Consider the following 22066-nt stretch of genomic DNA (forward strand, 5'->3'; position numbering starts at 1 on the left):
CCTTTATTTTTAAATAGAAAATGGACAAGAAGACCGAAGAATTTTATGATAGATTAAAAGTGGAGTTGGACATGAGTAATACCTGGCCAGCAGAATATTTGTTTAAATTTATTGTACCTACTGAATGTGATAATGTTGAACGTGTTGAGTTGGCTTTTGATTGTATGGGTGCGGTTATAAAAACGACAAAATCCAGAACAGGCAAATTTACAAGTATATCTGTTGACGTAACCATGAAAGATTCACAAGAAATAGTAGATAAATACCTAGAAGTTTCTACAATTAAAGGTATTATTTCCCTGTAATATAATAAGTTTTTGACGCATACAAATCGAATGATTTTAAATCTTCGAAAAAGAGGCATATTTAGATCAAAAAAATATACATTCGAATATGAATTCAAAATATATAAAAGAAAACGCGAACGATACAGTCCATCATTTGGAATATAATGCAGAGAGATCGCATTTAATTATTCCGGAATACGGCCGTCATTTGCAGAAATTAATTGATCAGGCGACTAAAATTGAAGATGATGTAGAGCGTAATAAAGCGGCAAAATATATTATTCAAGTAATGGGAAGTTTGAATCCTCATTTACGTGATGTTCCTGATTTTCAGCATAAATTGTGGGATCAGATTTTTATTATGTCCGATTTTAAATTAGTTGCTGATTCACCTTACCCAATCCCATCTCGCGAAGTTTTGCAATTAAAACCGGATGTTTTAAAATACCCACAAAATTTTCCAAAATACCGATATTATGGCAACAACATAAAGTATATGATTGATGTCGCTAATAAATGGGAGGAAGGCGAAATGAAAAATGCATTGGTAAAAGTAATTGCCAATCACATGAAAAAATCATATCTGAGTTGGAATAAAGATACGGTTAAGGATGATGTTATTTTCGAACATTTATATGAATTATCTGGAGGTAAATTGAATTTGCTTCAAAGTACAGAAGAACTTTTGAACACTACTGACTTATTACGAACTAATAAGCGAGTATCCAATAAAATTACTCCGGTTGGGCAACCAAAAATTCTAAGCAACAAGAATTTGAAAACGGGAAAACCAAAACCTTTCGTAAAAAACAACAATCCAAAATAAAATGGGGACTAAGTTATTTAGATTCTGAGTTGCTGCATTTACAAATTAGCAAAAACTTCGGAACCTTTGTGTCCTAAAACCTAAGAACCTTAAAAAAAGAATATGGGAATTTTCAAAATAGAAGGTGGCATTCGTCTAAAAGGAGAAATCACGCCACAAGGAGCTAAAAATGAAGCATTACAGATTTTATGTGCTGTTCTTTTAACTTCTGAAAAAGTGACAATTAATAATATTCCTGATATTATTGATATCAATAAGCTAATTACACTTTTAGGAAATTTAGGAGTTAAAATCCAAAAAAATGGATCGGACTCTTATACTTTTCAAGCTGATGATGTTAATATACAGTATTTAGAAACAGAAGCATTTAAACAAGAAGGCGGTTCTCTTAGAGGTTCTATTATGATTGTAGGACCATTATTGGCTCGTTTTGGCAGAGGGTATATTCCAAAACCAGGAGGAGACAAAATAGGTCGTAGAAGACTAGATACACATTTTGAAGGATTTATCAATCTTGGAGCGAAATTCCGTTACAATAGAGAAGATCATTTTTATGGTGTTGAAGCACCTAAAGGATTGAAAGGTGCTGACATGTTGCTGGACGAAGCCTCAGTTACCGGAACAGCTAATATAGTTATGGCTGCAGTTTTAGCTAAAGGAAAAACAACAGTTTATAACGCTGCTTGTGAACCTTATTTACAACAATTGTGTAAGATGTTAAACTCCATGGGAGCTAAAATAACAGGCGTTGGATCTAACTTATTGACTATTGAAGGTGTTGAAAGTCTGGGAGGTTGTGAGCATAGAATTCTTCCGGATATGATAGAAATAGGTTCATGGATTGGATTAGCAGCCATGACCAGAAGCGAAATTACAATTAAGGATGTAAGTTGGGATAATCTTGGTGTTATTCCGAATACTTTTAGAAAATTGGGAATCACTTTGGAACGAAGAGGAGACGACATTTATATTCCTGCTCACGAGGATGGATATGAAGTAAAAACAGATATTGATGGTTCTATTCTTACTATTGCTGATGCGCCTTGGCCAGGATTTACCCCTGATTTATTGAGTATTGTTTTAGTAGTAGCTACCCAAGCAAGAGGTGATGTATTGATTCATCAAAAAATGTTTGAAAGCAGATTGTTTTTCGTAGACAAGTTAATTGATATGGGAGCAAAAATTATGTTGTGTGACCCGCATAGAGCGGTAGTTATGGGACATGATTTCAAATCACAATTGAAAGCAACAACCATGTCTTCACCGGATATTCGTGCCGGAATTTCATTATTGATTGCAGCTCTTTCTGCTAAAGGAACAAGTACTATTCAGAATATTGAACAAATCGATAGAGGTTATGAGCGAATTGATGAACGATTAAGAGCCATTGGTGCTAATATTATTCGAGCTTAATAATCTAAAATTGATAGAAAAATAATCGTTTAAACAATCCTCTTGAATGAATCAATTCAAAATTCGAGGGATTATTTAAACGATTTTTAATTTTATTAAATCATTACAAAATACAATGTCAAACGAACAAACTGCAATTAAAGCAACTTATTTTAGCATCGTAGGGAACATCTGTTTAGCGATTATAAAAGGGTTAGCAGGTTTTTTTGGAAATTCATATGCTTTAATTGCAGATGCGATCGAATCTACGACTGATATCTTTTCCTCACTTTTAGTATTGTTCGGAATTAAGTATTCGAATAAACCGGCAGATCAAAATCATCCCTACGGACATGGTCGTGCTGAACCATTAATAACTTTTTTGGTAGTAGGTTTTTTGATTACTTCGGCTACAATCATTGCCTATGAAAGTATTATTAATATTAGTACACCTCATGAATTACCAAAGTCCTGGACACTTTTTGTTCTTGGAGCTATAATTGTTTGGAAAGAGTATTCCTTTCGGTTAGTGATGAAACGCAGCAGAGAAACGAATAGTTCTTCATTGCGGGCAGACGCTTGGCACCATAGAAGCGATGCAATAACATCGGTTGCCGCATTTATAGGAATTTCTATTGCATTGATTTTAGGTAAAGGATACGAATCGGCCGATGATTGGGCGGCGCTTTTTGCATCAGGATTTATCCTTTATAACAGTTATCTGATTTTCAGACCTGCTCTGGGAGAGATTATGGATGAGCATCTGAACGATGATTTAATTGATGAAATTAGAAAGGTTTCATTTCAAGTAGATGGAATTATTGATACGGAGAAGTGTTTTATACGTAAATCGGGTATGAAATATCATGTAGATCTTCACGCCCGTGTTGATGCCAATATTACGGTAAAAGAGGGACATGAATTGGCCCATAAACTAAAAGATACTTTAAGACAAGAAATACCTGAATTAGGGCATGTTTTGATTCATGTAGAGCCCAATGAATAGATTTATTTTATACTAATCCCAAATTGAATCTTTTGATATTTATAAAAACTAAAAAAGACACAAGAAAATTAACTCTTGTGCCTTTTTTATTTGGTTGGAAGATTTTACTCTAAAATATTTAAAAATTTAAGGCCAAAAATTACACCATCACCTTGAAAACCATTTTGGTAGGAACGAACATAATCTACACGAAACATTTTAAATTTGCCAAAACCAAGATTATCTAGACCAACTGTAAATTCAGTATAAGGTTTAAGATTTGGGGTAGATAGAGAATGAGCACCTAAAATTAATGTTGATTTTAATTTATTCAGTAGCGGGATTTTATTCATAATATACCCTTCGTCATTGTACTCTGCATGTGCTTCAAAATAGCGATCATTCGTACTGTTAGAATAATAAGGCAATATATTGAACACATTTAAATAGCGCTCAGTTTGACCAATGTGTGTTTGATTTCCATTAAAATGTTTGTAATCGACAAAGGAGATATTCTCTGCATTGAAAAATTTTCCGGCTTTCAAATTCAATCCTATATTTCCTTTATTTCCTAATGCTGCCTCATAATTTAAGCGTGCATTTACATGATCAAATTCATATTTCTTTTCATTAGCTGCGAATCCTTTTTCATAGCCTAAATACAGCGTAGGGTATATTTCATTTCTTATATTAAACTTTCCATCTGGGCGAGAGGAGTATTTATTACCAAAATTGATTTTTGCATTTAGATTTATTTTCATCAAATGATGTTTTTCAAAAACGGGAGTGATAAAATCATCTGGTGCTAATGGGTTATTAGAAGTATATAAATTTTGTTTATTAAAATATGAAAAATCTGTAGTGTTGAATAACGGTTTTCGCTGTTGGGATTCTATTTTTCCGTTTAGGTTTACCCCATTGGCAATATCTTGACTATAACCTATTGTTGCAAATTCTAAATTATACAGTTTCATATAATTATTTTTAAATGCTAAAGAACTAATAGTATTTATTGCTTTGCTGATGGGTTGTTCTGCATTAAATTGTTTAACAGTATTTCCTCCTGTCAAGTATAAGGTTCCATAATCCTGATTGTTGAATCGATGAATAAATGAGCCTGTAACGCGCAAGCGATCATCCGAAAAACCGTAATTTAATTTTGTGCTTATGGAGGTGTTTTTACCTTTTTCCTGATTTTTCCAGTTGGTGTATCTAAAACCAGTATCAAAATTATATCCTTGAACGGTATTAAAACTTAAGGACCCCAGATTTAATAATCCTTCATAACTAAAAGAGTGTTTCTCTGTACTATTTTTATAAGTGTAACCCGTTAATATTTTTTGTATTTTGAATTTATTCCCTTTAGCATCGATAGAATCTAAATATTTTTTAGAATTACGAACTTTGTAAATACTATCTTTTCGAATGTAATCGTTGCTTTCTTCGAATGTTAATGGAATAGGTCTGTTGTTGTTCCAAAAAAGACTGTCTTTTTTGTTTGAATTTATTTCGACATTGGTAATTTCATTTGTAAAAGTTTTTTTAGCAAAAGAGTTTACAAATTCATAATTACTATAAACATAGTTGTATTTCCCCGTAAATTTTATACCAAAAGCTCCAGCTGTAATTTCCAGACTTTGCGTATTTTTTGCCCAAATCTTGCTGTTTCTGTTATAACTAAAGTTTTGTTTTAATGTCATGACATCTACAAATTCCTCTTTCATTCGGTATCCTTTTATATCTAAATGTACAGCATATATTGCCCAAGAATCCTCAGCAATATAAATGTAGCCTTCAAAAACGGGTTCGCTATCGCGTTTTGGAGTAACCTTGATTTTATTGATCATTTGATTATTCTCATCGTAAAATGTACTTTCTAACTTGTATTTATAATAATTGAAAGCATTATTCGCTATTGGAGAAATCATATTAACTTTAAAATCAACTGTATTATCATAGAAATCATAAAAAGAAGATCTGGCCGTATTATAACTGTAATCATTATCTCTTCCGCTTACTTTTGATGCAGTTACTATTTCTTTTAAATTATTTGGCTTTTCAAAAGTTATTTTAGAAAAGGTTTCAGACAATGAAATAATGCCCGTTCCTGTTGAATCTAAGGATCCATCCATATCACCAATTTTTTGACCGAATATTTTTTTAGGGGCATTTTTGAGTTTGAAAATTCCTCTAGAATAAAAATCAGCTTTAAAACGAGCTGTTTTTTCGGTATTTTCTTTTTTGCTGGCGATTGCATTTTTTATGATAGCAATGGCAGGATTTATTTTGGTATTGATTACAACTTCATTTAAAGAATAACTTTCTTCTACCATTTTTACATCCAAAGAATAAGGAAATTGTTCAGTTTGAATCGCTGCTTTTTGTGCTTTAAAACCTAAATATTGGAATATTACGGTTTGATTTTCTGTTTTCTTCAAGTTTAGTTCATACTTTCCTAACTCATTTGAGGTTGTTCCATTATATGTTTCTTCTTGAAAAATGGTTACAAAAGGTAGTGGATTCCCCTTTTCGTCAGAGACAGTTCCCTTTATTTGTGCATTGTTGGTAATTGAGATCAGGGAAATTAAAAGTAAGCAGTATTTTTTCATGAAAGTTTTTTCTTTCACAAAAATATAAGAAGTTTAAAAAGAGGATACTAATTCTTTGTTAAACATTCATAAGATTATTTTGCTCCAATATTGAAGTTATAAAAAAGACTGTATGGCTAGTTCATAGCTTTTTAGACCAAATCCTAGAATAACCCCTTTTGCATTACCTGAAATATAGGATTGGTGACGGAAACTTTCACGAGAAAAAGTATTTGAAATATGGACTTCAATTACTGGGGTTGTAATGGCTTTTATTGCATCACCAATACCTATAGAAGTATGTGTGTAAGCACCTGCATTTAGAATTATACCATCATAAGAAAAACCAAACTCCTGAATTTTATCTATTAATTCCCCTTCAATGTTGCTTTGGTAATAGGTTAGTTCAACTTGTGGATATTTTGATTTTAGAGTTGTAAAATAGTCTTCAAAAGTTTGACTACCATAGACCTCTGGTTCTCGTTTACCCAAAAGATTAAGATTTGGCCCGTTGATGATACTTATTTTCATAGTTGATGTTTTGGTAAAAATAAAAAAACCGTTCCAATTTAAAGAACGGTTTTAATAAATTTATTTTTTTTATTGTTTTCTAGAATTTAAAACCTGCTGAAATTTGAACTACTGAGTTCTTGGTTTGTGCCTCTTTTGATGCTTCTGTTAGTCCTAATACATAACGAGCTTGCAGGAAAAAGTTTTTTGTAATATCAAATCCTAAACCTCCAACAGCGGCAAAATCAAAAGTTTCTGAATCTTCAACATCAAATTCTTTTCTTTCACTCAATAAAAATGATGCTTGTGGGCCAAGATCAAGACTCACCGTTTTATTCAAATGAATTTTTGCCAATACAGGAATGGACAAATAACCCAATTCATTTCTGAATTCTTCAACAGCATTTTTGTACGTTGCTCCTTGAGTAGAATACAACAATTCGGGTTGAATGGAAAAACCTTTTATTAGTTTAATTTCGGCAACTAAACCGGCATGATAACTGGTAATAGCGTCTGTTTTGTAATTAGTGCTGTTTATTGTAATATCTGTACCTGTTTGATTGGCATAATTTAAACCAGCTTTTATTCCAAATTTAACTAGTTGAGCTTGCATATTACCTGAAATAGCAAGAAGTAAAACGGTGACTAAAATTGTCTTTTTCATAATGTTGTATTTAATTATTGTTCTTAATTTGAATGTACAATATAAAACTCTTAAAGTAAATATATATTACAATTTTATGTTTTTTACTTATAATATTCACTTAATTTAAATTCAAGATAATAATGTTTTTAAGCTTTTAATTAGGCATTTTTTTGTGTGTAAAATAATTAGTTAAATTGTAATTAATTAAAAATCAATGAGTTAAATCTTATTTTTTGTTGTATTTAAACGGATTAATTTGGAAATCAACGAGTTTTATGGTTTAAAAGGAAATCCCTTGTTTGATTTTTTTAACTTTAAGCATACAAATTTTAAATAATAAATCATGAAAAAAATTATTTTAACAGTAGTATTAGTGTTCGCATTTGGATTTGTGAATGCTCAGGAAAAAGAGGATATGTCATTTGGAGCTAAAGGAGGTTTGAACATTTCCTCAATTACTAATGCTGATCAAGATGGTGTAAATTCAAACTCTTTAGTAGGATTTCACATAGGTTTTTTCGGAGAATTTATGATAAGTGATGAATTCGCTATTCAACCTGAATTGCTATACTCTACACAAGGAGTTAAATTAGAATTTGAAGGCGATAAAGGCGATTTGAAATTAGACTATATCAATATTCCAGTTATGGCTAAATATTATGTAGCTGATGCTTTTAGTCTTGAATTAGGCCCTCAAATTGGTTTTCTAGTATCTGCCAAAGCAAAATCTGGTGGAGATTCTGTGGACGTTAAGGATGACACTAAATCAATAGATGTAAGTTTGGGTTTTGGTGCCAATTATAATTTTGCTGAAAAATTTATGTTGGGCGCACGTTATAATTTAGGTTTAACACGTGTGCAAGAAGATTTATTTCCAGGGGAATCTGAATCAAAAAATTCTGTTTTCCTAATTTCTGTAGGTTACAAATTTTAAAATTTTTATAAATACAATATTCTATGCCTCCCAATTCGGGAGGTTTTTTTATGTGAAAATGCTTTGACCTTAAAAAAGTGTTGTGGAATTATAATGTTGATAAGTATGTTTGCAATTTATATTAGTAAGAATTTTACGAGTTTTATTTTTTGTATTTTTATTTCAATTAACAATTAACAATTAACAATAAAAAATGAAAAAAGTAATTTTAGCAGTATTTATCGCATTGGCTTTTACCAATGTTTATTCACAAAAGCAGGGTGGGTTTAGAGTTGGGTTAGATTTAGGATATACAGTCCCTTCAAATGGTGGGGGAGGTATATTGTTTTCTATTGAACCAAAATACAATATAAAAGAGAATATGAACATCGGTTTGCGAATTGGTGTTGCTGCAATGATTCGTGATATTCAAGATAATGGAGATGGGAATACTACCAGTGCTAAAGTTTCGGCTAATGGTTCGTACGTAGGAACTTATGATTATTATTTTAATAAAGCTGGAAAATCTTTTGTTCCTTATATTGGTGGTGGAGCAGGATATTATTCTATTGCAAATGTAGAGTTTAATGACGCCAATGATTCGAATCAAATGGCAATAGATGCAACTGGTAAAATGGGAGCATTATTACGTGGAGGATTTGAATGGGGTAAATTCAGAATGGGATTAGAATATAATTTGGTGCCAAAATCTAATTTGCAGGATATGAATGGTAACAATTTAGGGACAGTTTCAAATACTTATTTAGGAATTCATTTAGGATTTTATATTGGTGGAGGTAAATGGAGAAAATAATATTTTTCATTTACTTATAAAGTTAACCACGTTCAAAGCGTGGTTTTTTTATGTCTAAAAAATGCTTTACTTTGGGATATGAATTGGAATACATATATAAAAAGTTATCAGTCCTATTTAAGAATCGAGCGTGGTTTGTCAAAGAATACTATTGAAAATTATTCTTTCGATATAGAACGTTTGTGTCTTTTCCTTGAAAAGAATGGAATAGCCATTTCTCCAATACATATTGATGAGGAAACAATTCAGCAGTTTATTTATGATGTTTCAAAACAAGTTAATCCACGTTCACAAGCCAGAATCATTTCGGGACTTAAAAGTTTTTTTAGCTATTTAATATTTGAAGACTTTCGAGATAATAACCCTTTAGAATTGATTGAAACGCCTAAAACAGGTCGGAAACTGCCTGATACTTTATCTGTTGATGAGATCGATACTCTTATTTCTACCATTGATTTAACCACTAATGAAGGGGAACGTAATCGTGCCATGCTCGAAACGCTCTATGGTTGTGGGCTCCGGGTTTCTGAATTAACAGCTTTGAAAATTTCAGATTTATTTTTTGAGGAAGGTTTTATTAAAATCACAGGAAAAGGTAATAAACAACGTTTTGTGCCTATTGGAAATTTAACTCAAAAATACATTCAAATTTATAAAGATACGATGCGAATCCATTTGAATATTAAAAAGGGATTTGAAGATACGTTGTTCTTAAATAGAAGAGGAAATCAATTGACACGAGCTATGATTTTTACGATTATTAAAGATTTGGCTACCAAAATAAATTTAAATAAAAATATTGGTCCGCATACGCTACGGCATTCTTTCGCTACGCATCTTCTCGAAAACGGAGCTGATTTGCGCTCCATTCAATTAATGTTGGGTCATGAATCGATAACTACAACAGAGATTTATGTTCATCTTGACAGGAAGTTTTTAACGCAGGTAATTAATACTTTTCATCCCAGAAAAAAATCAGATTTCAAATAACAGTATTCATATGGCAGGATTAAAATTGTAAAAAAAAAAGACTTATCGATTTTGAATCAATAAGTCTTACAGTTTTATGTGTTTTTTTATTCCTCCCCTTTGGGGAGGTTAGGAGGGGATTTACTTCGCAATATTCACCGCTCTGGTCTCCCTGATTACAGTTACTTTTACTTGACCGGGATAAGTCATTTCTGTTTGAATTTTTTGTGATATTTCAAAAGATAAATTTGCTGCATTTTCATCAGAAACTTTTTCACTTTCTACAATAACACGAAGTTCTCTACCCGCTTGGATAGCATAAGCATTTTTCACGCCACTAAATCCGTAAGCTACTTCTTCTAAGTCTTTTAGACGCTGAATATATGAATCCAATACTTGTCTTCTTGCACCTGGTCTTGCACCTGATATTGCATCACAAACTTGAATAATCGGGGATAATAACGATTTCATTTCAATCTCATCGTGATGCGCTCCAATTGCGTTACAAACCTCTTCTTTTTCACCGTATTTTTCAGCCCATTGCATTCCTAATAATGCGTGTGGTAAATCACTTTCGGCATCTGGAACTTTACCAATATCGTGTAATAAACCAGCTCTTTTAGCTAGTTTTACATTTAAGCCAAGTTCAGCTGCCATGATTCCACAAAGTTTAGAAACTTCACGGGAGTGTTGTAGTAAATTTTGCCCATAAGAAGAGCGGTATTTCATACGTCCCACAACTTTAATCAATTCAGGATGTAAGCCGTGAATTCCTAAATCGATAACCGTACGTTTACCAACTTCTATAATTTCATCGTCAATTTGTTTGGCTGTTTTCGCAACAACTTCTTCAATACGTGCCGGGTGAATCCTTCCGTCAGTTACCAATTTGTGTAATGCCAAACGAGCTATTTCTCTACGTACAGGGTCAAAACAAGAAAGAATAATAGCTTCTGGTGTATCGTCTACAATGATTTCAACTCCAGTTGCAGCTTCAAGGGCACGGATATTTCTACCTTCACGACCAATAATTCTACCTTTTACGTCATCTGATTCAATATTAAAAACAGATACGCAATTTTCTACCGCTTCTTCTGTTCCAACTCTTTGAATTGTATTAATGATAATTTTCTTGGCCTCTTGTTGTGCGGTCAATTTAGCCTCTTCAATGGTGTCTTGAATATGAGACATCGCTTTGCTTTTAGCTTCTGCTTTTAATCCTTCTACCAACTGATTTTTAGCTTCTTCAGCAGATAATCCAGAGATTACTTCCAGTTGTTGTAATTGGCTTTTGTGTAATTTGTCTACTTCAGCCTGTCTTTTATCTAAAACTTCTACTTTAGTGGTATACTCTAAAGTTTTTGATTCAAAATCATCATTAACTTTTTTTGCTTTAGACAATTCATTAGAGATTTGAGATTCTTTGTCACGAACTCTTTTTTCTATTTCTGCTACTTTTTTGTCACGAGAAAGAATTACTTGCTCATGCTCTGATTTCAATTCGATAAATTTCTCTTTTGCTTGAAGAATTTTATCTTTTTTTATGTTTTCGGCTTCAAGATTGGCATCTTTTAGGATCGATGCTGCTTCTTTTTTTGCGTTTTTAATCAAGTTAGAAATATTGCTTTTTTCTATTAGTTTGGCTACTCCAAAACCCCCTGCAATACCTATAAAACCGGTAATAATGATCGTTAATATGTTGTCCATGTTTGTTAAAATTTATATATAAAAAAGCCTACATTAGGGTAATTGAATAAACTCGGAAAGACAAGTTTTGAGCTAACTCACTGTTCAAGTTTCCTCGCCGGAGCGTGGCATGCTTTAGTAGTGATGATTTGCTCATTCTAAATTGTTAGTGTTGAGTTTACCAAATATGAACTAATGTAGGCAGTATCTTAGTCTTTGTAAAGAACGTTTAATTGTCGAGATATTGATCTAAAACCGCACTGATTTTTTTTAATCTTTCAATGGTTGCTTCACCATCAATTGCATTATCAATTTGTTTTTGTTCTACTTGCGAGGCAAACTGTAGCGCACACATGGCTAATACATCTTGCTTGTCACGAACAGCATAATTTTCTTCAAATTGCTTTATCATTACATCAATTTTCTTTGAGGCGCTTCTAAGTCCTTCTTCCTGAGACAATTCTACCGTTAACGGGTAAACTCTGTCTGCGATTGATATTTTAATTTTAAGCTTATCGTCCATATTTATTATTAATCTGATAGTTGTGCTATACAGTAATCAATTTCGCGAATTAATGAATTTATTTTAAGCTTTGTATCTCTTTTATTATCGTCACTGCCTAATAATGTATTAGCAATTTTGAGTGTTTCACATTGCGTTTTCAGCGCTTCAATCTCTTGATATTGAGTTTGTATGGTTGCTGCAGATTTCGTTAATTCAATTTTTAAATCTTGATTGATTTTCTCCAAACCTTTCAGTTTACTGAAAAGTTTTTCAACCTTATTTTCAAGAGTATCAATTATTTCTGCAATTACACTCATTATTAATTCTAATTCATTACTTAATCTTACAAAGTTAGTATTCCTTTTTATTATTACAATATTTTATTGATTTTTTTACGTTAAAAAAATCAATTATATGTAATTCAGTGCGTTGTGATTTGATTTCTTTTATGATTTTTTATTAACTACTTTTTTTTATCTTAGCAAAAATGAACCTCCATGAAAATTTTTATATTTCTTATATTTTTTTGCCCCGCCCTTTTTGCCCAAGTGGACTATCCCAAAGATTATTTCAGTCCGCCACTTGATGTTCCAATGCAACTTTCAGGAAATTTTGGTGAATTGAGACCCAATCATTTTCATGCGGGCTTTGATTTAAAAACGTTACAGAAAGAAGGATTAAAGGTTTACGCTGTTGCCGATGGGTATATATCAAGAATGAAAATTTCCACTTTTGGTAACGGAAAGGCAATTTATATTACTCATCCTAACGGGTATACATCAGTATATGGGCATTTACAAAAAGCAAATGATCCTATTGAAAATTACATCAAAAAAGCCCAATATGCCTTAAAATCTTTTGAAATCGAGTTGTTCTTAAAGCCAGATGAATTGATTGTTAAAAAAGGGCAAGTAATTGCTTTTTCAGGAAATACAGGTGGTTCTGAGGGACCGCATTTGCATTTTGAATTTCGAGATACTAAAACGGAGAAAATTATTAATCCTATGTTTTTTGGATTTGATAAGAATATTAAGGACACAAAAAAACCTCTTATTTCTGCTGTTTATGTATATCCTTTAGATACAAAAACTTCGGTGAATCATTCGAAGCGTCCTTTGTTGCTTAATTTATCATTACAAAAAAACGGAACCTATCTGTCTGAAAATGTGGTTGCCAATGGAAAAATAGGTTTTGGTATTACGGCTTTTGATTATGATGATGTTTCTTTCAATAGTAATGGAGTATTTAAGGTGCAGTCTTTTTACAACGGAAAACCAAATTTTGGTTATCAATTTGACACCTATTCTTTTGACGATATGCGTTATGTAAATGCACTGATCGATTATTCGAAGTATAAGAAAACGCAGCAAAGAGTCCAGAAATTATTCATGAAAAATAAATATGGATTAAGCATTATTCAGACTGATGAAAACAATGGAATCATTTCTGTAGTTCCAAACCTGTCGTCTGTTTATCGTGTTGAAGTTTCAGATTTTTTTGGAAATAAAAGTACGGTTTCCATTCCTGTTCAATATGATTTATTATCCACCATTATTGAGCAGGAACCGGTTGTGTCCAATTATTTCGTCAGAGCAGACAAGGACAGTAATTTTGCCAAAGATAACATGTCGGTTTTCTTTCCTGCGGGGACGTTTTATGATGATTTTGATTTGAATTTTGATGTGAAAAATGATACTTTATTCCTTCATGAGGACACTGTTCCGGCTCATACTAATTTTACGATTTCTATAGAAGACAATAAATACAGCGAAACTCAGAGAGAGAAAATATTTATAGGTTTAGTCGAAGGTAAAAAAGTGACTTATAATCCAACGTATAGAAAAGATAGTGTTTTTAATGCTAAAGTAAAAACTTTAGGAAAGTATGCTTTGGTTATGGATACTATCATGTCCAAAATTGCGATAGCTAAACCAATCGAAGGAAAATGGTTGAGTGATCAAAAGACGATTCAACTGACTATAAATGACGAATTATCAGGAATAAAATCCTATAACGGCTATTTGAATGGAAACTGGGTATTATTCGAATATGATAATAAAACTAAAAAAATAACGCACAATTTTAGTGATGGTATAGTGGCTGAAGGTGCCAATGATTTAAAAGTAGTTGTAACAGATAATGTAGGAAATTCAACTACCTTTGAAACTCATTTTTTTAGAAGTCAAAAAAAATAAAAACCAAACCATTTGAGTGCTAATAAAATAATATTTGTTTTCTTTTTTTTCTTTTTTGGGTTTGCTGCATTGGCACAATCTGCTAGAATAAAAGGAATTATTCTTGATAAAAATAACCAAGCTGTAGCTAACGTTAATGTTTCATGTCCTGGTAATACTGCCCAATCCAATCCGAATGGTTTTTTTGATTTAAGAGTTCCCGCTAATCAAAAAGTGACGATTGTTTTTACCCATATTTCCTTGAAAAAGGTTACGGTTTCGATTGTTTTAAAAGAAAATGAAGAACAGGAGTTCAACTTGGTGATGAGTGATTACCAGGAGCAGATGGGCGAAGTTATCGTTATTGCAAAAAACAGAAAAAGAGTTCAGGGAATTACCACAATTGAGCCTGAAGTTATCCGAAAAATTCCCGGAGCCAATGCGGGTATCGAAAATATTTTGAAAACATTGCCTGGAGTGAATTCTAATAATGAATTGAGTACGCAATACGCCGTTCGTGGAGGAAATTATGATGAGAATTTGGTTTATGTCAATGAGATTGAAGTGTATCGTCCCTTTCTGATTCGTTCGGGGCAGCAAGAAGGATTGAGTTTTATCAATACCGACTTGGTTCAAAATATTGATTTTTCTGCCGGAGGTTTTCAGGCGAAATTTGGAGACAAACTATCTTCGGTGTTAGACATTACCTATAGAAAACCGGTCAAATTTGGCGCAAATCTTGAAGCTAGTTTTCTTGGCGGAAGCCTGTCCGTTGATGCCGTTTCCAAGAATAAAAAATGGTCGACAGTAACGGGAATACGTTACCGCAACAATAGTCTTTTGGTGAAAAGCCAAGAAACACAAACTAATTTTACGCCAACATTCGCTGATATTCAAACCAATGTAAATTATCAGGCATCGGCTAAATGGCAATGGAGTTTTCTGGGAAATATTTCTCAAAATAAATACCAATATCAACCATTGACCCGCCAAACTAATTTTGGAACCATTGATAATCCTATGGCACTTTCTATTTATTATGAAGGTCAGGAAAAAGACAAATACGATACTTATTTTGGAGCTATAAAAACAACATTTAATGCTTCTGATAACTTTACGTTGAAATTTATTGGATCCGTTTTTCATACTTTAGAACAAGAATATTTTGATATTTTTGCACAATATCGTCTGGGTGAAGTGGATACAAATATTGGATCTGAAACGTATGGTGATGTTTCTTTTACAAGAGGAATTGGGTCACAGCTAAACCACGCACGCAATGATTTAGATGCGTTAATTATAAATTCGGAAGTGAAAGGATTCCACGATTGGAAAGAAAACCAATTCGAGTGGGGAATCAAATATACACGGGAATCTATTCGCGACAGAATAGTGGAATGGGAAGTAATTGATTCAGCTGGTTTTTCCATAAATCCACCAATAATTATCTTTCCTAAAAATGATCAGCCATATACTCCTTACACAGGACCTTTAGTACCTTATCAGAATGTGAGAGCTACTAATTTCAATACGATTAATAGATTTTCAGGTTATGCTCAATGGAGTAGAAAAAAGAATATAGGCTCGAGTGAAGTTTGGTGTAATGCCGGAGTGCGAATGCATAACTGGGAAGTTTTCGGGGACAATGTAATGGGTAAATCCCAAGTTACTTTTAGTCCAAGAGTGCAATTTGCCATAAAACCGGATTGGGATAAGGATATGGTTTTCAGGATTTCGGGAGGGGTGTATCATCAGCCACCATTTTATAGAGAGTTGAGAGATGCTGATGGAGTAGTGCAGCCTAATATTAAGGCGCAGCAATCGATTCATTTCGTTTTGAGCAACGATTATAGTTTCAAAATGTGGAATCGTCCTTTTAAGCTGGTTTCAGAATTGTATTATAAATCTTTGACAGATGTAAATACGTATACTATTGACAATGTTCGTATACGTTATACGGCTAATAACAATGCTAAAGGATATGCACAAGGACTGGATGTTCGATTAAATGGTGAATTTGTCCCTGGAACTGAATCTTGGTTTAGTTTTGGTTATCTTAAAACGGAAGAAAATAGCGAGAACAAAGGATACGTAGCCAGATCAACGGATCAAAGATTAAAATTTGGGCTTTTGTTTCAAGATTATATGCCTAATATTCCAAGTGTGAAGATATACCTGAATTTGGTTTACAATACGGGTTTACCTGGAGGCTCGCCTTCATATGCAGACCCTTATTTGTATCAAAATAGATTGAGAGATTATCGCCGAGCGGATGTTGGTTTTTCTAAAGTATTTATGGAGAATAATTCAGGGAATGGAAATAAGGGTTGGTTCAAAAGTTTTAAGGAGTTAGCTTTAGGGTTAGAAATTTTTAATCTTTTTGATAATCAAAACGCGATTACCAATACTTGGGTTAGAGATGTTTATTCAAAAAATCAATACGCAATCCCTAATTATATGACTACCAGGGTTTTTAATGTAAAATTGAGTGCGAAGTTATAAGAGAAAAGGAATATGAGCTTTTTTATTAAAGTTTTAAACCCTTTCTATATCATAAATCATTTACAGAATGGCATAAGCATTTTTAAAAATGATTACATTTGAATTTATTTTTTAATAAGACATCATGAAAAAATTACATATTGCATTATTAGGGATTTCCCTTTTGCTTTTAGCTAGCTGTAAAGACGAATCAGAAAAGCCTAAAGTAATCTACGATGCTTCGAATAAAGGGAGAGCAATTACGAAATCTGATTCGGCACAAGTCAAAATTGCCGATTTACCTATTCATATGGAGGGAACCAATTATTTGATTCATCCCGTAGGAGATTTAAGCATACGTGAAAAAGGGATAAAAACGAGATATGGATCTTCTAGTGTGAATGATTTAAGTTTTACGATATCTAATTATAGTGAATATGAAATCACAGGGTTTTTGCAGAATCTAAAGTTTCAAAGAATGAATTCTGATTCCATAAGAGTATTGACAGACAAACCTGTTTTGATCCAAACTGCGACTTATTTAAAATCAGTCGCCGATAAAACCCAAAATCAAGTCATGGTGTACACGATGGTCGATATGGATACCAATAAAGATGGGAAGCTAGATACAAGTGATATTAAAGCTTTATATCTTAGCGAAATAAGTGGAGATAAACTTACTAAAATATCTGCCAGTTATCAGGAGTTAATTGATTGGAAATTGATAGAATCTAAAAATCGTTTGTATTTTAGAACCGTTGAAGATACCAATAAAAATGGAAAATTTGACAAAATGGATGTGGTGCATTATAGCTATATCGATTTGTCAAACAAGGAATGGAAATTAATTAGTTACGAGCCGGTTTAAGATTTTAAATCGGTATTTAGTTATGCAGGACCAAATCCAAAATTGCAGTTTTGTCGCACTGAGCGTTGCCAAAGTATTAAATTAAAATATCACTTTCTAAATCGGATTTTTCAATACAAAAATCAAAACCAAGTTGTTTCACTAATTGTATGACAAGGTTTTTATACCAGTTTTCTGATTTTGGATGAATGTAAATTTTTTCGATTAATTCGTTGATATCTACATTAATTTTAAGCCCATCGTTGATTTTGATGCTATTATCGGCAACATCAGAGATGATTCGTACCTCACGTTCGTATTGAAAACTTTTCCTTTTGAATAAAAAAGGAAAAAACATATCGTCAAACGGGATATACTCTTTTTTGTAGTCAATATAATTTACTTCCCCAATGTATTGATTGAAATTCGTTTCAGGCTGAAGCGCATTTTGTAATCTGCCAATCGTGGATTGAATAGCTAAACCTTCACTGTTTTGAGTGAAAATTTGCCACATCGCAAAGGATTCGTATTCGTTAATATGCCAACTGCTAATGGCTACTTTTTCCCGATGTGTTTTGTAGTAATTAAGAAATTCAGGATTGTCGATTGATAATTTTTTTATTTCTTCAAATGTGGGTTCGCTAAAAGTGCCTTCATATTGATCTTCAAACTTATCAGATCGCGACATAAATAGTTTTTGCGACAGTAACAAATCCAGAAACTTTGATAAATCGAGGTATTTCCAAACAATGGTGTTTGAATCTTCGGGAAGTTTTATATTTGAATTGTTGAGGTACATTTTTTAGATTTAAAAATTAAAATAATTTAACATTTTCCTAATGACCTTAAATCAAAACTCAGCAACCTTAAGTCATTATTCAAATGATTGCATCGTAACCAATTTATTATAGGTGCCATCCATAGCAATTAGTCCCTCATGTTTGCCCTGTTCTACAATTTTTCCTTTTTTCATTACCACAATTAAATCGGCTTTTTGAATAGTGGATAAACGGTGCGCAATTACAATAGAAGTCCTGTTTTGCATCATGTTTTCTAAGGCCACTTGCACAAATTTTTCACTTTCAGTATCCAATGCTGAGGTGGCTTCATCCAAAATCATAATCGGAGGGTTTTTCAAAACGGCACGTGCAATAGACAATCGTTGTTTTTGACCACCGGAAAGTTTGTTTCCGCTGTCGCCAATATTAGTGTGAATTCCCAGAGGTAAATCTTTTACAAATTCATACGCATTGGCAATTTTCAGGGCTTCAATTATTTCTTCATCAGTAGCATCTAATTTGCCTAAAGAAATATTTGCTTTGATAGTGTCATTAAATAAAATACTGTCTTGAGTTACCAATCCCATTAAATCACGAAGAGAATGGATATTCATGTCTTTGATGTCAATTCCATCGATACAAATTGTTCCCTCATTAACATCATAAAAACGGGTAAGCAAATTGGCAATTGTACTTTTTCCACTCCCGGATTGTCCAACAAGAGCTACTGTTTGCCCTTTTTTTACTTCAAGTGAAAAGTCTTTTAGCACAGGTTCATCTTCGTATTTAAAGTTGATGTTTTTGATTGTTATATTAGAATCAAAAGTGTTTTTGTCAACCGCATTTTCTTTTGAAGTGATTTCGTTTTCGACTTCTAAAACTTCAAAAACCCGCTCTGCAGCGGCTAACCCATTTTTTACGGAATACGAAGCTTTAGAAATAGCTTTGGCTGGAGTAAGAATATTGAAAGCCAAGGTGAGATAAACGATAAAAGCAGAGCCATCCAGCGTTTTTTCCACTAACACTAAATTCCCGCCATAAAAAAGTAAGACAGCAATTGTTGTGATTCCCAGAAATTCGCTTAATGGTGTGGCTAAATTGTTTTTATTTCCTATACTGTTTGATAAATTCAATAATCGGGTTACAGAATCGTTAAATCTGCTTTTGAAATTTGTTTCTGCATTGTAACTTTTTATAACTTTTAAACCTCCCAAACTTTCATCTACAATAGAAATAAGGAATCCGCTTTCTTTTTGTGCCTGCAATGATTTTGCTCTCAAATTTTTAGCGATTTTTGAAATGATTAATCCTGATATCGGTATGAAAATCAAAACAAATAAAGTCAGTTTTGTGCTTATAAAAAACATTGTAACTAATGCGAAAATAATAGTTAAGGGTTCTTTTACGACAAGTTCTAATATAGAAAAAAAGGAGTTTTGGACTTCATTGACATCGCCAAGCATTCGAGCCATAATATCTCCTTTTCTTTTTTCTGAATAATAGGAAATGGGCAATTCTATTATTTTATTATACATTGATTTTCTCAAATCTCTTAATACCCCATTTTTTAAGTGCATGATGTGATGCGAAGCGAGATAATTAAATAAATTTTTGAATAAGAATGTTGTAATAACCATTAAAACAACAAATAACAGCGCAACTTGAATACTATTTTCTTTTGTTAATTCTGAAATTTTATAGTACATAAAATCGGAACCAAACTGCTTTATATCTCCTATTCCCGTATATACAGGTTCTTTTTCTATTATTTTGGTTTTTCCAAAAAGTACTTCAAGCACAGGAAGAAGTGTCAGCATTGAAATGGTGCTGAACAAGGCGTACAAAATGTTGTACACTACGTTCCAGATAATATGTGACTTATAAGGTTTTGTATAAGGAATTAGTTTTAATAAGCTTTTGTCCATTAGTTCAATTGCATTGCAATAATAATATTCTTTATTTTTTCATTTAAAATGGCTTCCACTTTAGAGAAATTTTCAACAGTATCAAGTGCTGTATTTACGCTGATGTAGAATTTTATTTTAGGCTCCGTACCGCTTGGTCGTGCACATATTTTAGAACCGTCTTCGGTGTAATAAATCAATACATCCGCTTTTGGCATATTCATAATCTCTTCTTCGCCAGTAAGTAAGTTTTTAGCAACGGATGATTTATAATCTTCCATCATAATTACTCTTTGGCCGTTAATTTCTTTCAAAGGATTCTCACGCAAAGTCACCATCATCTGATTGATTTCGGCTAAACCTTCCATTCCTTTTTTAGTGATAGAAATCAAATGTTCTTTATAAAAACCGTGTTCTACATATAGTTTAAGAAGCTCTTTGTATACCGTACTGCCTTTGGCTTTGGCTTGAGCCGCCACTTCGCAAATTAATAAAGTAGCTGCTACGGCATCTTTATCACGAACAGCATCGCCTACCATGTATCCAAAACTTTCTTCACCACCACCAATGAATTTTAGCTCTGGGAAATCTTTAATCATTTTGGCAATCCATTTAAAACCGGTCAAACCTACTTTACATTCAACGCCATAAGCTGTGGCTAATTCCATAATCATGGGTGTAGAGACGATAGTCGAACCAACGAATTGTTTACCATTAATTTTTCCTGCTTTTTTCCATTCTTCCAATAAAAAGGCAGTCATCAAAATCATCGTCTGATTTCCGTTCAACAAAGTCATTTGCCCTTCATTGTTACGAACAGCAATTCCTAAACGGTCACAATCCGGATCAGTACCAATAACGATATCCGAATTTGTTTTATCAGCCAATGCTAATGCCATTGCCAATGCTTCCGGTTCTTCAGGATTTGGAGATTTTACGGTTGGGAAATCACCGTTTGGAACAGCTTGTTCCGGAACAATATTTACATTAGTATACCCGGCTTGTGATAACGTATCTGGAACTAGTGTTATAGAAGTTCCGTGTAACGAAGTAAAAACAATATTTAAATTTTCTTTGGCTGCAGCCGGAGTATTGAAACTGGCATTTTCAACTGATGATTTAATAAAAGCCTGATCGACTTCGGTATCAATATACTGTATCAAATCCTCATTTGCAGTAAACTTGATTTGATTGTAATTCAAATTTTCAATCACATTGATGATTCCCTCATCTTCCGGTGGAACAATTTGTCCGCCATCTTCCCAGTACACTTTATAGCCATTATATTCTGGCGGATTGTGAGAAGCTGTAAGAACAATTCCACATTGGCAACCTAAATATTTAAGTGCAAATGACAATTCTGGTGTTGGTCTCAAACTCGAAAATAAATACACTTGAATACCATTTGCAGAGAAAACATCCGCAACCACTTTGGCCAGTGTATCACTATTATGACGGCAATCATAAGCGATAACCGCTTTCAAGGGTTGATTTGGAAATGCGGTATGCAAATAATCCGAAAGTCCTTGAGTACTTTTCCCAAGGGTGTATTTATTGATACGATTGTTTCCTACGCCCATCACACCGCGCATTCCGCCCGTTCCAAATTCAAGATTTTTATAAAAACTTTCTTCCAGATCTTTAGGTGATGAAGTCATCAATTCCGTTATAGCTTGCTGTGTTGCTGTGTCAAATGTTGGGGTAAGCCATTCATTTACCGCATCCAAAATGTTTTGTTTGATATCCATTTTTGTAAATTT

The 22066-nt window shown here is 32.9% G+C and carries 19 protein-coding genes; 10 read left to right on the forward strand and 9 right to left on the reverse strand.

Going from position 1 to position 22066, the window contains the following annotated elements; all coding sequences use genetic code 11:
* Positions 1-20: 20 nt before the first annotated feature.
* The 4 genes from FNW38_RS09880 (at position 21) to FNW38_RS09895 (ending at position 3511) form a co-directional block, all read left to right on the forward strand.
* On the forward strand, positions 21-305 hold the full coding sequence (locus tag FNW38_RS09880; protein WP_143387967.1) for a DUF493 family protein: 285 nt from the start codon (positions 21-23) through the stop codon (positions 303-305).
* Between the two features lie 88 nt (positions 306-393).
* On the forward strand, positions 394-1113 hold the full coding sequence (locus FNW38_RS09885) for a DUF4290 domain-containing protein (RefSeq protein WP_143387966.1): 720 nt from the start codon (positions 394-396) through the stop codon (positions 1111-1113).
* A gap of 102 nt (positions 1114-1215) precedes the next feature.
* On the forward strand, positions 1216-2526 hold the full coding sequence (murA, locus tag FNW38_RS09890) for a UDP-N-acetylglucosamine 1-carboxyvinyltransferase (protein WP_143387965.1): 1311 nt from the start codon (positions 1216-1218) through the stop codon (positions 2524-2526).
* A 115-nt stretch (positions 2527-2641) separates the two neighbouring features.
* On the forward strand, positions 2642-3511 hold the full coding sequence (locus FNW38_RS09895; protein ID WP_143387964.1) for a cation diffusion facilitator family transporter: 870 nt from the start codon (positions 2642-2644) through the stop codon (positions 3509-3511).
* A 104-nt stretch (positions 3512-3615) separates the two neighbouring features.
* Here FNW38_RS09895 and FNW38_RS09900 read toward each other — a convergent pair whose 3' ends face one another.
* From FNW38_RS09900 to FNW38_RS09910, 3 genes are all read right to left on the reverse strand, one after another.
* Positions 3616-6099: a DUF5686 and carboxypeptidase regulatory-like domain-containing protein gene (locus FNW38_RS09900; RefSeq protein ID WP_143387963.1), complete on the reverse strand. Its 2484-nt coding sequence runs from the start codon at positions 6097-6099 to the stop codon at positions 3616-3618.
* 96 nt (positions 6100-6195) lie between these two features.
* Positions 6196-6609 (reverse strand): type II 3-dehydroquinate dehydratase, encoded by a 414-nt coding sequence (gene aroQ, locus FNW38_RS09905; RefSeq protein WP_143387962.1) that lies wholly within the window; start codon positions 6607-6609, stop codon positions 6196-6198.
* 79 nt (positions 6610-6688) lie between these two features.
* A complete protein-coding gene (locus FNW38_RS09910; protein WP_143387961.1) occupies positions 6689-7252 on the reverse strand; it encodes a porin family protein in 564 nt (187 codons plus the stop codon).
* A 325-nt stretch (positions 7253-7577) separates the two neighbouring features.
* Here FNW38_RS09910 and FNW38_RS09915 point away from each other — a divergent pair, with 325 nt between their 5' ends.
* The 3 genes from FNW38_RS09915 to xerD all read left to right on the forward strand — a co-directional run bounded on the left by FNW38_RS09915 (position 7578) and on the right by xerD (position 9951).
* The gene (locus tag FNW38_RS09915) at positions 7578-8168 is read left to right on the forward strand and encodes a porin family protein (RefSeq protein ID WP_143387960.1); all 591 of its coding nucleotides are present in this window, start codon (positions 7578-7580) and stop codon (positions 8166-8168) included.
* Between the two features lie 193 nt (positions 8169-8361).
* Positions 8362-8961, forward strand: coding sequence for an OmpA family protein (locus FNW38_RS09920; protein ID WP_143387959.1), 600 nt, complete (start codon positions 8362-8364; stop codon positions 8959-8961).
* A 78-nt stretch (positions 8962-9039) separates the two neighbouring features.
* The gene (gene xerD, locus FNW38_RS09925; protein WP_143387958.1) at positions 9040-9951 is read left to right on the forward strand and encodes a site-specific tyrosine recombinase XerD; all 912 of its coding nucleotides are present in this window, start codon (positions 9040-9042) and stop codon (positions 9949-9951) included.
* A gap of 120 nt (positions 9952-10071) precedes the next feature.
* Here the strand turns inward: xerD and rny are convergent, their stop codons facing one another.
* The 3 genes from rny to FNW38_RS09940 all read right to left on the reverse strand — a co-directional run bounded on the left by rny (position 10072) and on the right by FNW38_RS09940 (position 12438).
* Positions 10072-11637, reverse strand: coding sequence for a ribonuclease Y (gene rny, locus FNW38_RS09930; RefSeq protein ID WP_143387957.1), 1566 nt, complete (start codon positions 11635-11637; stop codon positions 10072-10074).
* Positions 11638-11845: 208 nt separating this feature from the next.
* Positions 11846-12139, reverse strand: coding sequence for a cell division protein ZapA (locus FNW38_RS09935; protein ID WP_143387956.1), 294 nt, complete (start codon positions 12137-12139; stop codon positions 11846-11848).
* 8 nt (positions 12140-12147) lie between these two features.
* On the reverse strand, positions 12148-12438 hold the full coding sequence (locus tag FNW38_RS09940) for a hypothetical protein (protein WP_143387955.1): 291 nt from the start codon (positions 12436-12438) through the stop codon (positions 12148-12150).
* A gap of 180 nt (positions 12439-12618) precedes the next feature.
* Here FNW38_RS09940 and FNW38_RS09945 point away from each other — a divergent pair, with 180 nt between their 5' ends.
* The 3 genes from FNW38_RS09945 to FNW38_RS09955 all read left to right on the forward strand — a co-directional run bounded on the left by FNW38_RS09945 (position 12619) and on the right by FNW38_RS09955 (position 17644).
* Positions 12619-14316, forward strand: a complete 1698-nt coding sequence (locus tag FNW38_RS09945) for a M23 family metallopeptidase (RefSeq protein WP_144064844.1) — start codon at positions 12619-12621, stop codon at positions 14314-14316.
* 12 nt (positions 14317-14328) lie between these two features.
* A complete protein-coding gene (locus FNW38_RS09950; RefSeq protein WP_143387953.1) occupies positions 14329-16797 on the forward strand; it encodes a TonB-dependent receptor in 2469 nt (822 codons plus the stop codon).
* Between the two features lie 124 nt (positions 16798-16921).
* Positions 16922-17644 carry a CREC-EF hand family protein gene (locus tag FNW38_RS09955; protein ID WP_143387952.1) on the forward strand — a complete coding sequence of 241 codons (723 nt, stop codon included), beginning with the start codon at positions 16922-16924 and terminating at the stop codon, positions 17642-17644.
* A 76-nt stretch (positions 17645-17720) separates the two neighbouring features.
* On the opposite strand, the gene FNW38_RS09960 is transcribed toward FNW38_RS09955, so the two are convergent.
* The 3 genes from FNW38_RS09960 to FNW38_RS09970 form a co-directional block, all read right to left on the reverse strand.
* Positions 17721-18422 (reverse strand): hypothetical protein, encoded by a 702-nt coding sequence (locus FNW38_RS09960; RefSeq protein WP_143387951.1) that lies wholly within the window; start codon positions 18420-18422, stop codon positions 17721-17723.
* Positions 18423-18497: 75 nt separating this feature from the next.
* Positions 18498-20327 carry an ABC transporter ATP-binding protein gene (locus FNW38_RS09965; RefSeq protein WP_143387950.1) on the reverse strand — a complete coding sequence of 610 codons (1830 nt, stop codon included), beginning with the start codon at positions 20325-20327 and terminating at the stop codon, positions 18498-18500.
* A complete protein-coding gene (locus tag FNW38_RS09970; protein WP_143387980.1) occupies positions 20327-22054 on the reverse strand; it encodes a phospho-sugar mutase in 1728 nt (575 codons plus the stop codon). The genes FNW38_RS09965 and FNW38_RS09970 overlap by 1 nt, the downstream gene beginning before the upstream one ends.
* Positions 22055-22066 lie beyond the last annotated feature (12 nt).

This window comes from Flavobacterium gawalongense, from assembly GCF_007097265.1.
GTDB classification, from domain to species: Bacteria; Bacteroidota; Bacteroidia; order Flavobacteriales; family Flavobacteriaceae; genus Flavobacterium; species Flavobacterium gawalongense.

Bases quoted from the DNA above. Each gene is read 5' to 3' on its own strand.
- FNW38_RS09880 (WP_143387967.1), top strand. From the start codon at position 21: ATGGACAAGAAGACCGAAGAATTTTATGATAGATTAAAAGTGGAGTTG.
- FNW38_RS09885 (WP_143387966.1), top strand. From the start codon at position 394: ATGAATTCAAAATATATAAAAGAAAACGCGAACGATACAGTCCATCAT.
- murA (WP_143387965.1), top strand. From the start codon at position 1,216: ATGGGAATTTTCAAAATAGAAGGTGGCATTCGTCTAAAAGGAGAAATC.
- FNW38_RS09895 (WP_143387964.1), top strand. From the start codon at position 2,642: ATGTCAAACGAACAAACTGCAATTAAAGCAACTTATTTTAGCATCGTA.
- FNW38_RS09900 (WP_143387963.1), bottom strand. From the start codon at position 6,099: ATGAAAAAATACTGCTTACTTTTAATTTCCCTGATCTCAATTACCAAC.
- aroQ (WP_143387962.1), bottom strand. From the start codon at position 6,609: ATGAAAATAAGTATCATCAACGGGCCAAATCTTAATCTTTTGGGTAAA.
- FNW38_RS09910 (WP_143387961.1), bottom strand. From the start codon at position 7,252: ATGAAAAAGACAATTTTAGTCACCGTTTTACTTCTTGCTATTTCAGGT.
- FNW38_RS09915 (WP_143387960.1), top strand. From the start codon at position 7,578: ATGAAAAAAATTATTTTAACAGTAGTATTAGTGTTCGCATTTGGATTT.
- FNW38_RS09920 (WP_143387959.1), top strand. From the start codon at position 8,362: ATGAAAAAAGTAATTTTAGCAGTATTTATCGCATTGGCTTTTACCAAT.
- xerD (WP_143387958.1), top strand. From the start codon at position 9,040: ATGAATTGGAATACATATATAAAAAGTTATCAGTCCTATTTAAGAATC.
- rny (WP_143387957.1), bottom strand. From the start codon at position 11,637: ATGGACAACATATTAACGATCATTATTACCGGTTTTATAGGTATTGCA.
- FNW38_RS09935 (WP_143387956.1), bottom strand. From the start codon at position 12,139: ATGGACGATAAGCTTAAAATTAAAATATCAATCGCAGACAGAGTTTAC.
- FNW38_RS09940 (WP_143387955.1), bottom strand. From the start codon at position 12,438: ATGAGTGTAATTGCAGAAATAATTGATACTCTTGAAAATAAGGTTGAA.
- FNW38_RS09945 (WP_144064844.1), top strand. From the start codon at position 12,619: ATGAAAATTTTTATATTTCTTATATTTTTTTGCCCCGCCCTTTTTGCC.
- FNW38_RS09955 (WP_143387952.1), top strand. From the start codon at position 16,922: ATGAAAAAATTACATATTGCATTATTAGGGATTTCCCTTTTGCTTTTA.
- FNW38_RS09960 (WP_143387951.1), bottom strand. From the start codon at position 18,422: ATGTACCTCAACAATTCAAATATAAAACTTCCCGAAGATTCAAACACC.
- FNW38_RS09965 (WP_143387950.1), bottom strand. From the start codon at position 20,327: ATGGACAAAAGCTTATTAAAACTAATTCCTTATACAAAACCTTATAAG.
- FNW38_RS09970 (WP_143387980.1), bottom strand. From the start codon at position 22,054: ATGGATATCAAACAAAACATTTTGGATGCGGTAAATGAATGGCTTACC.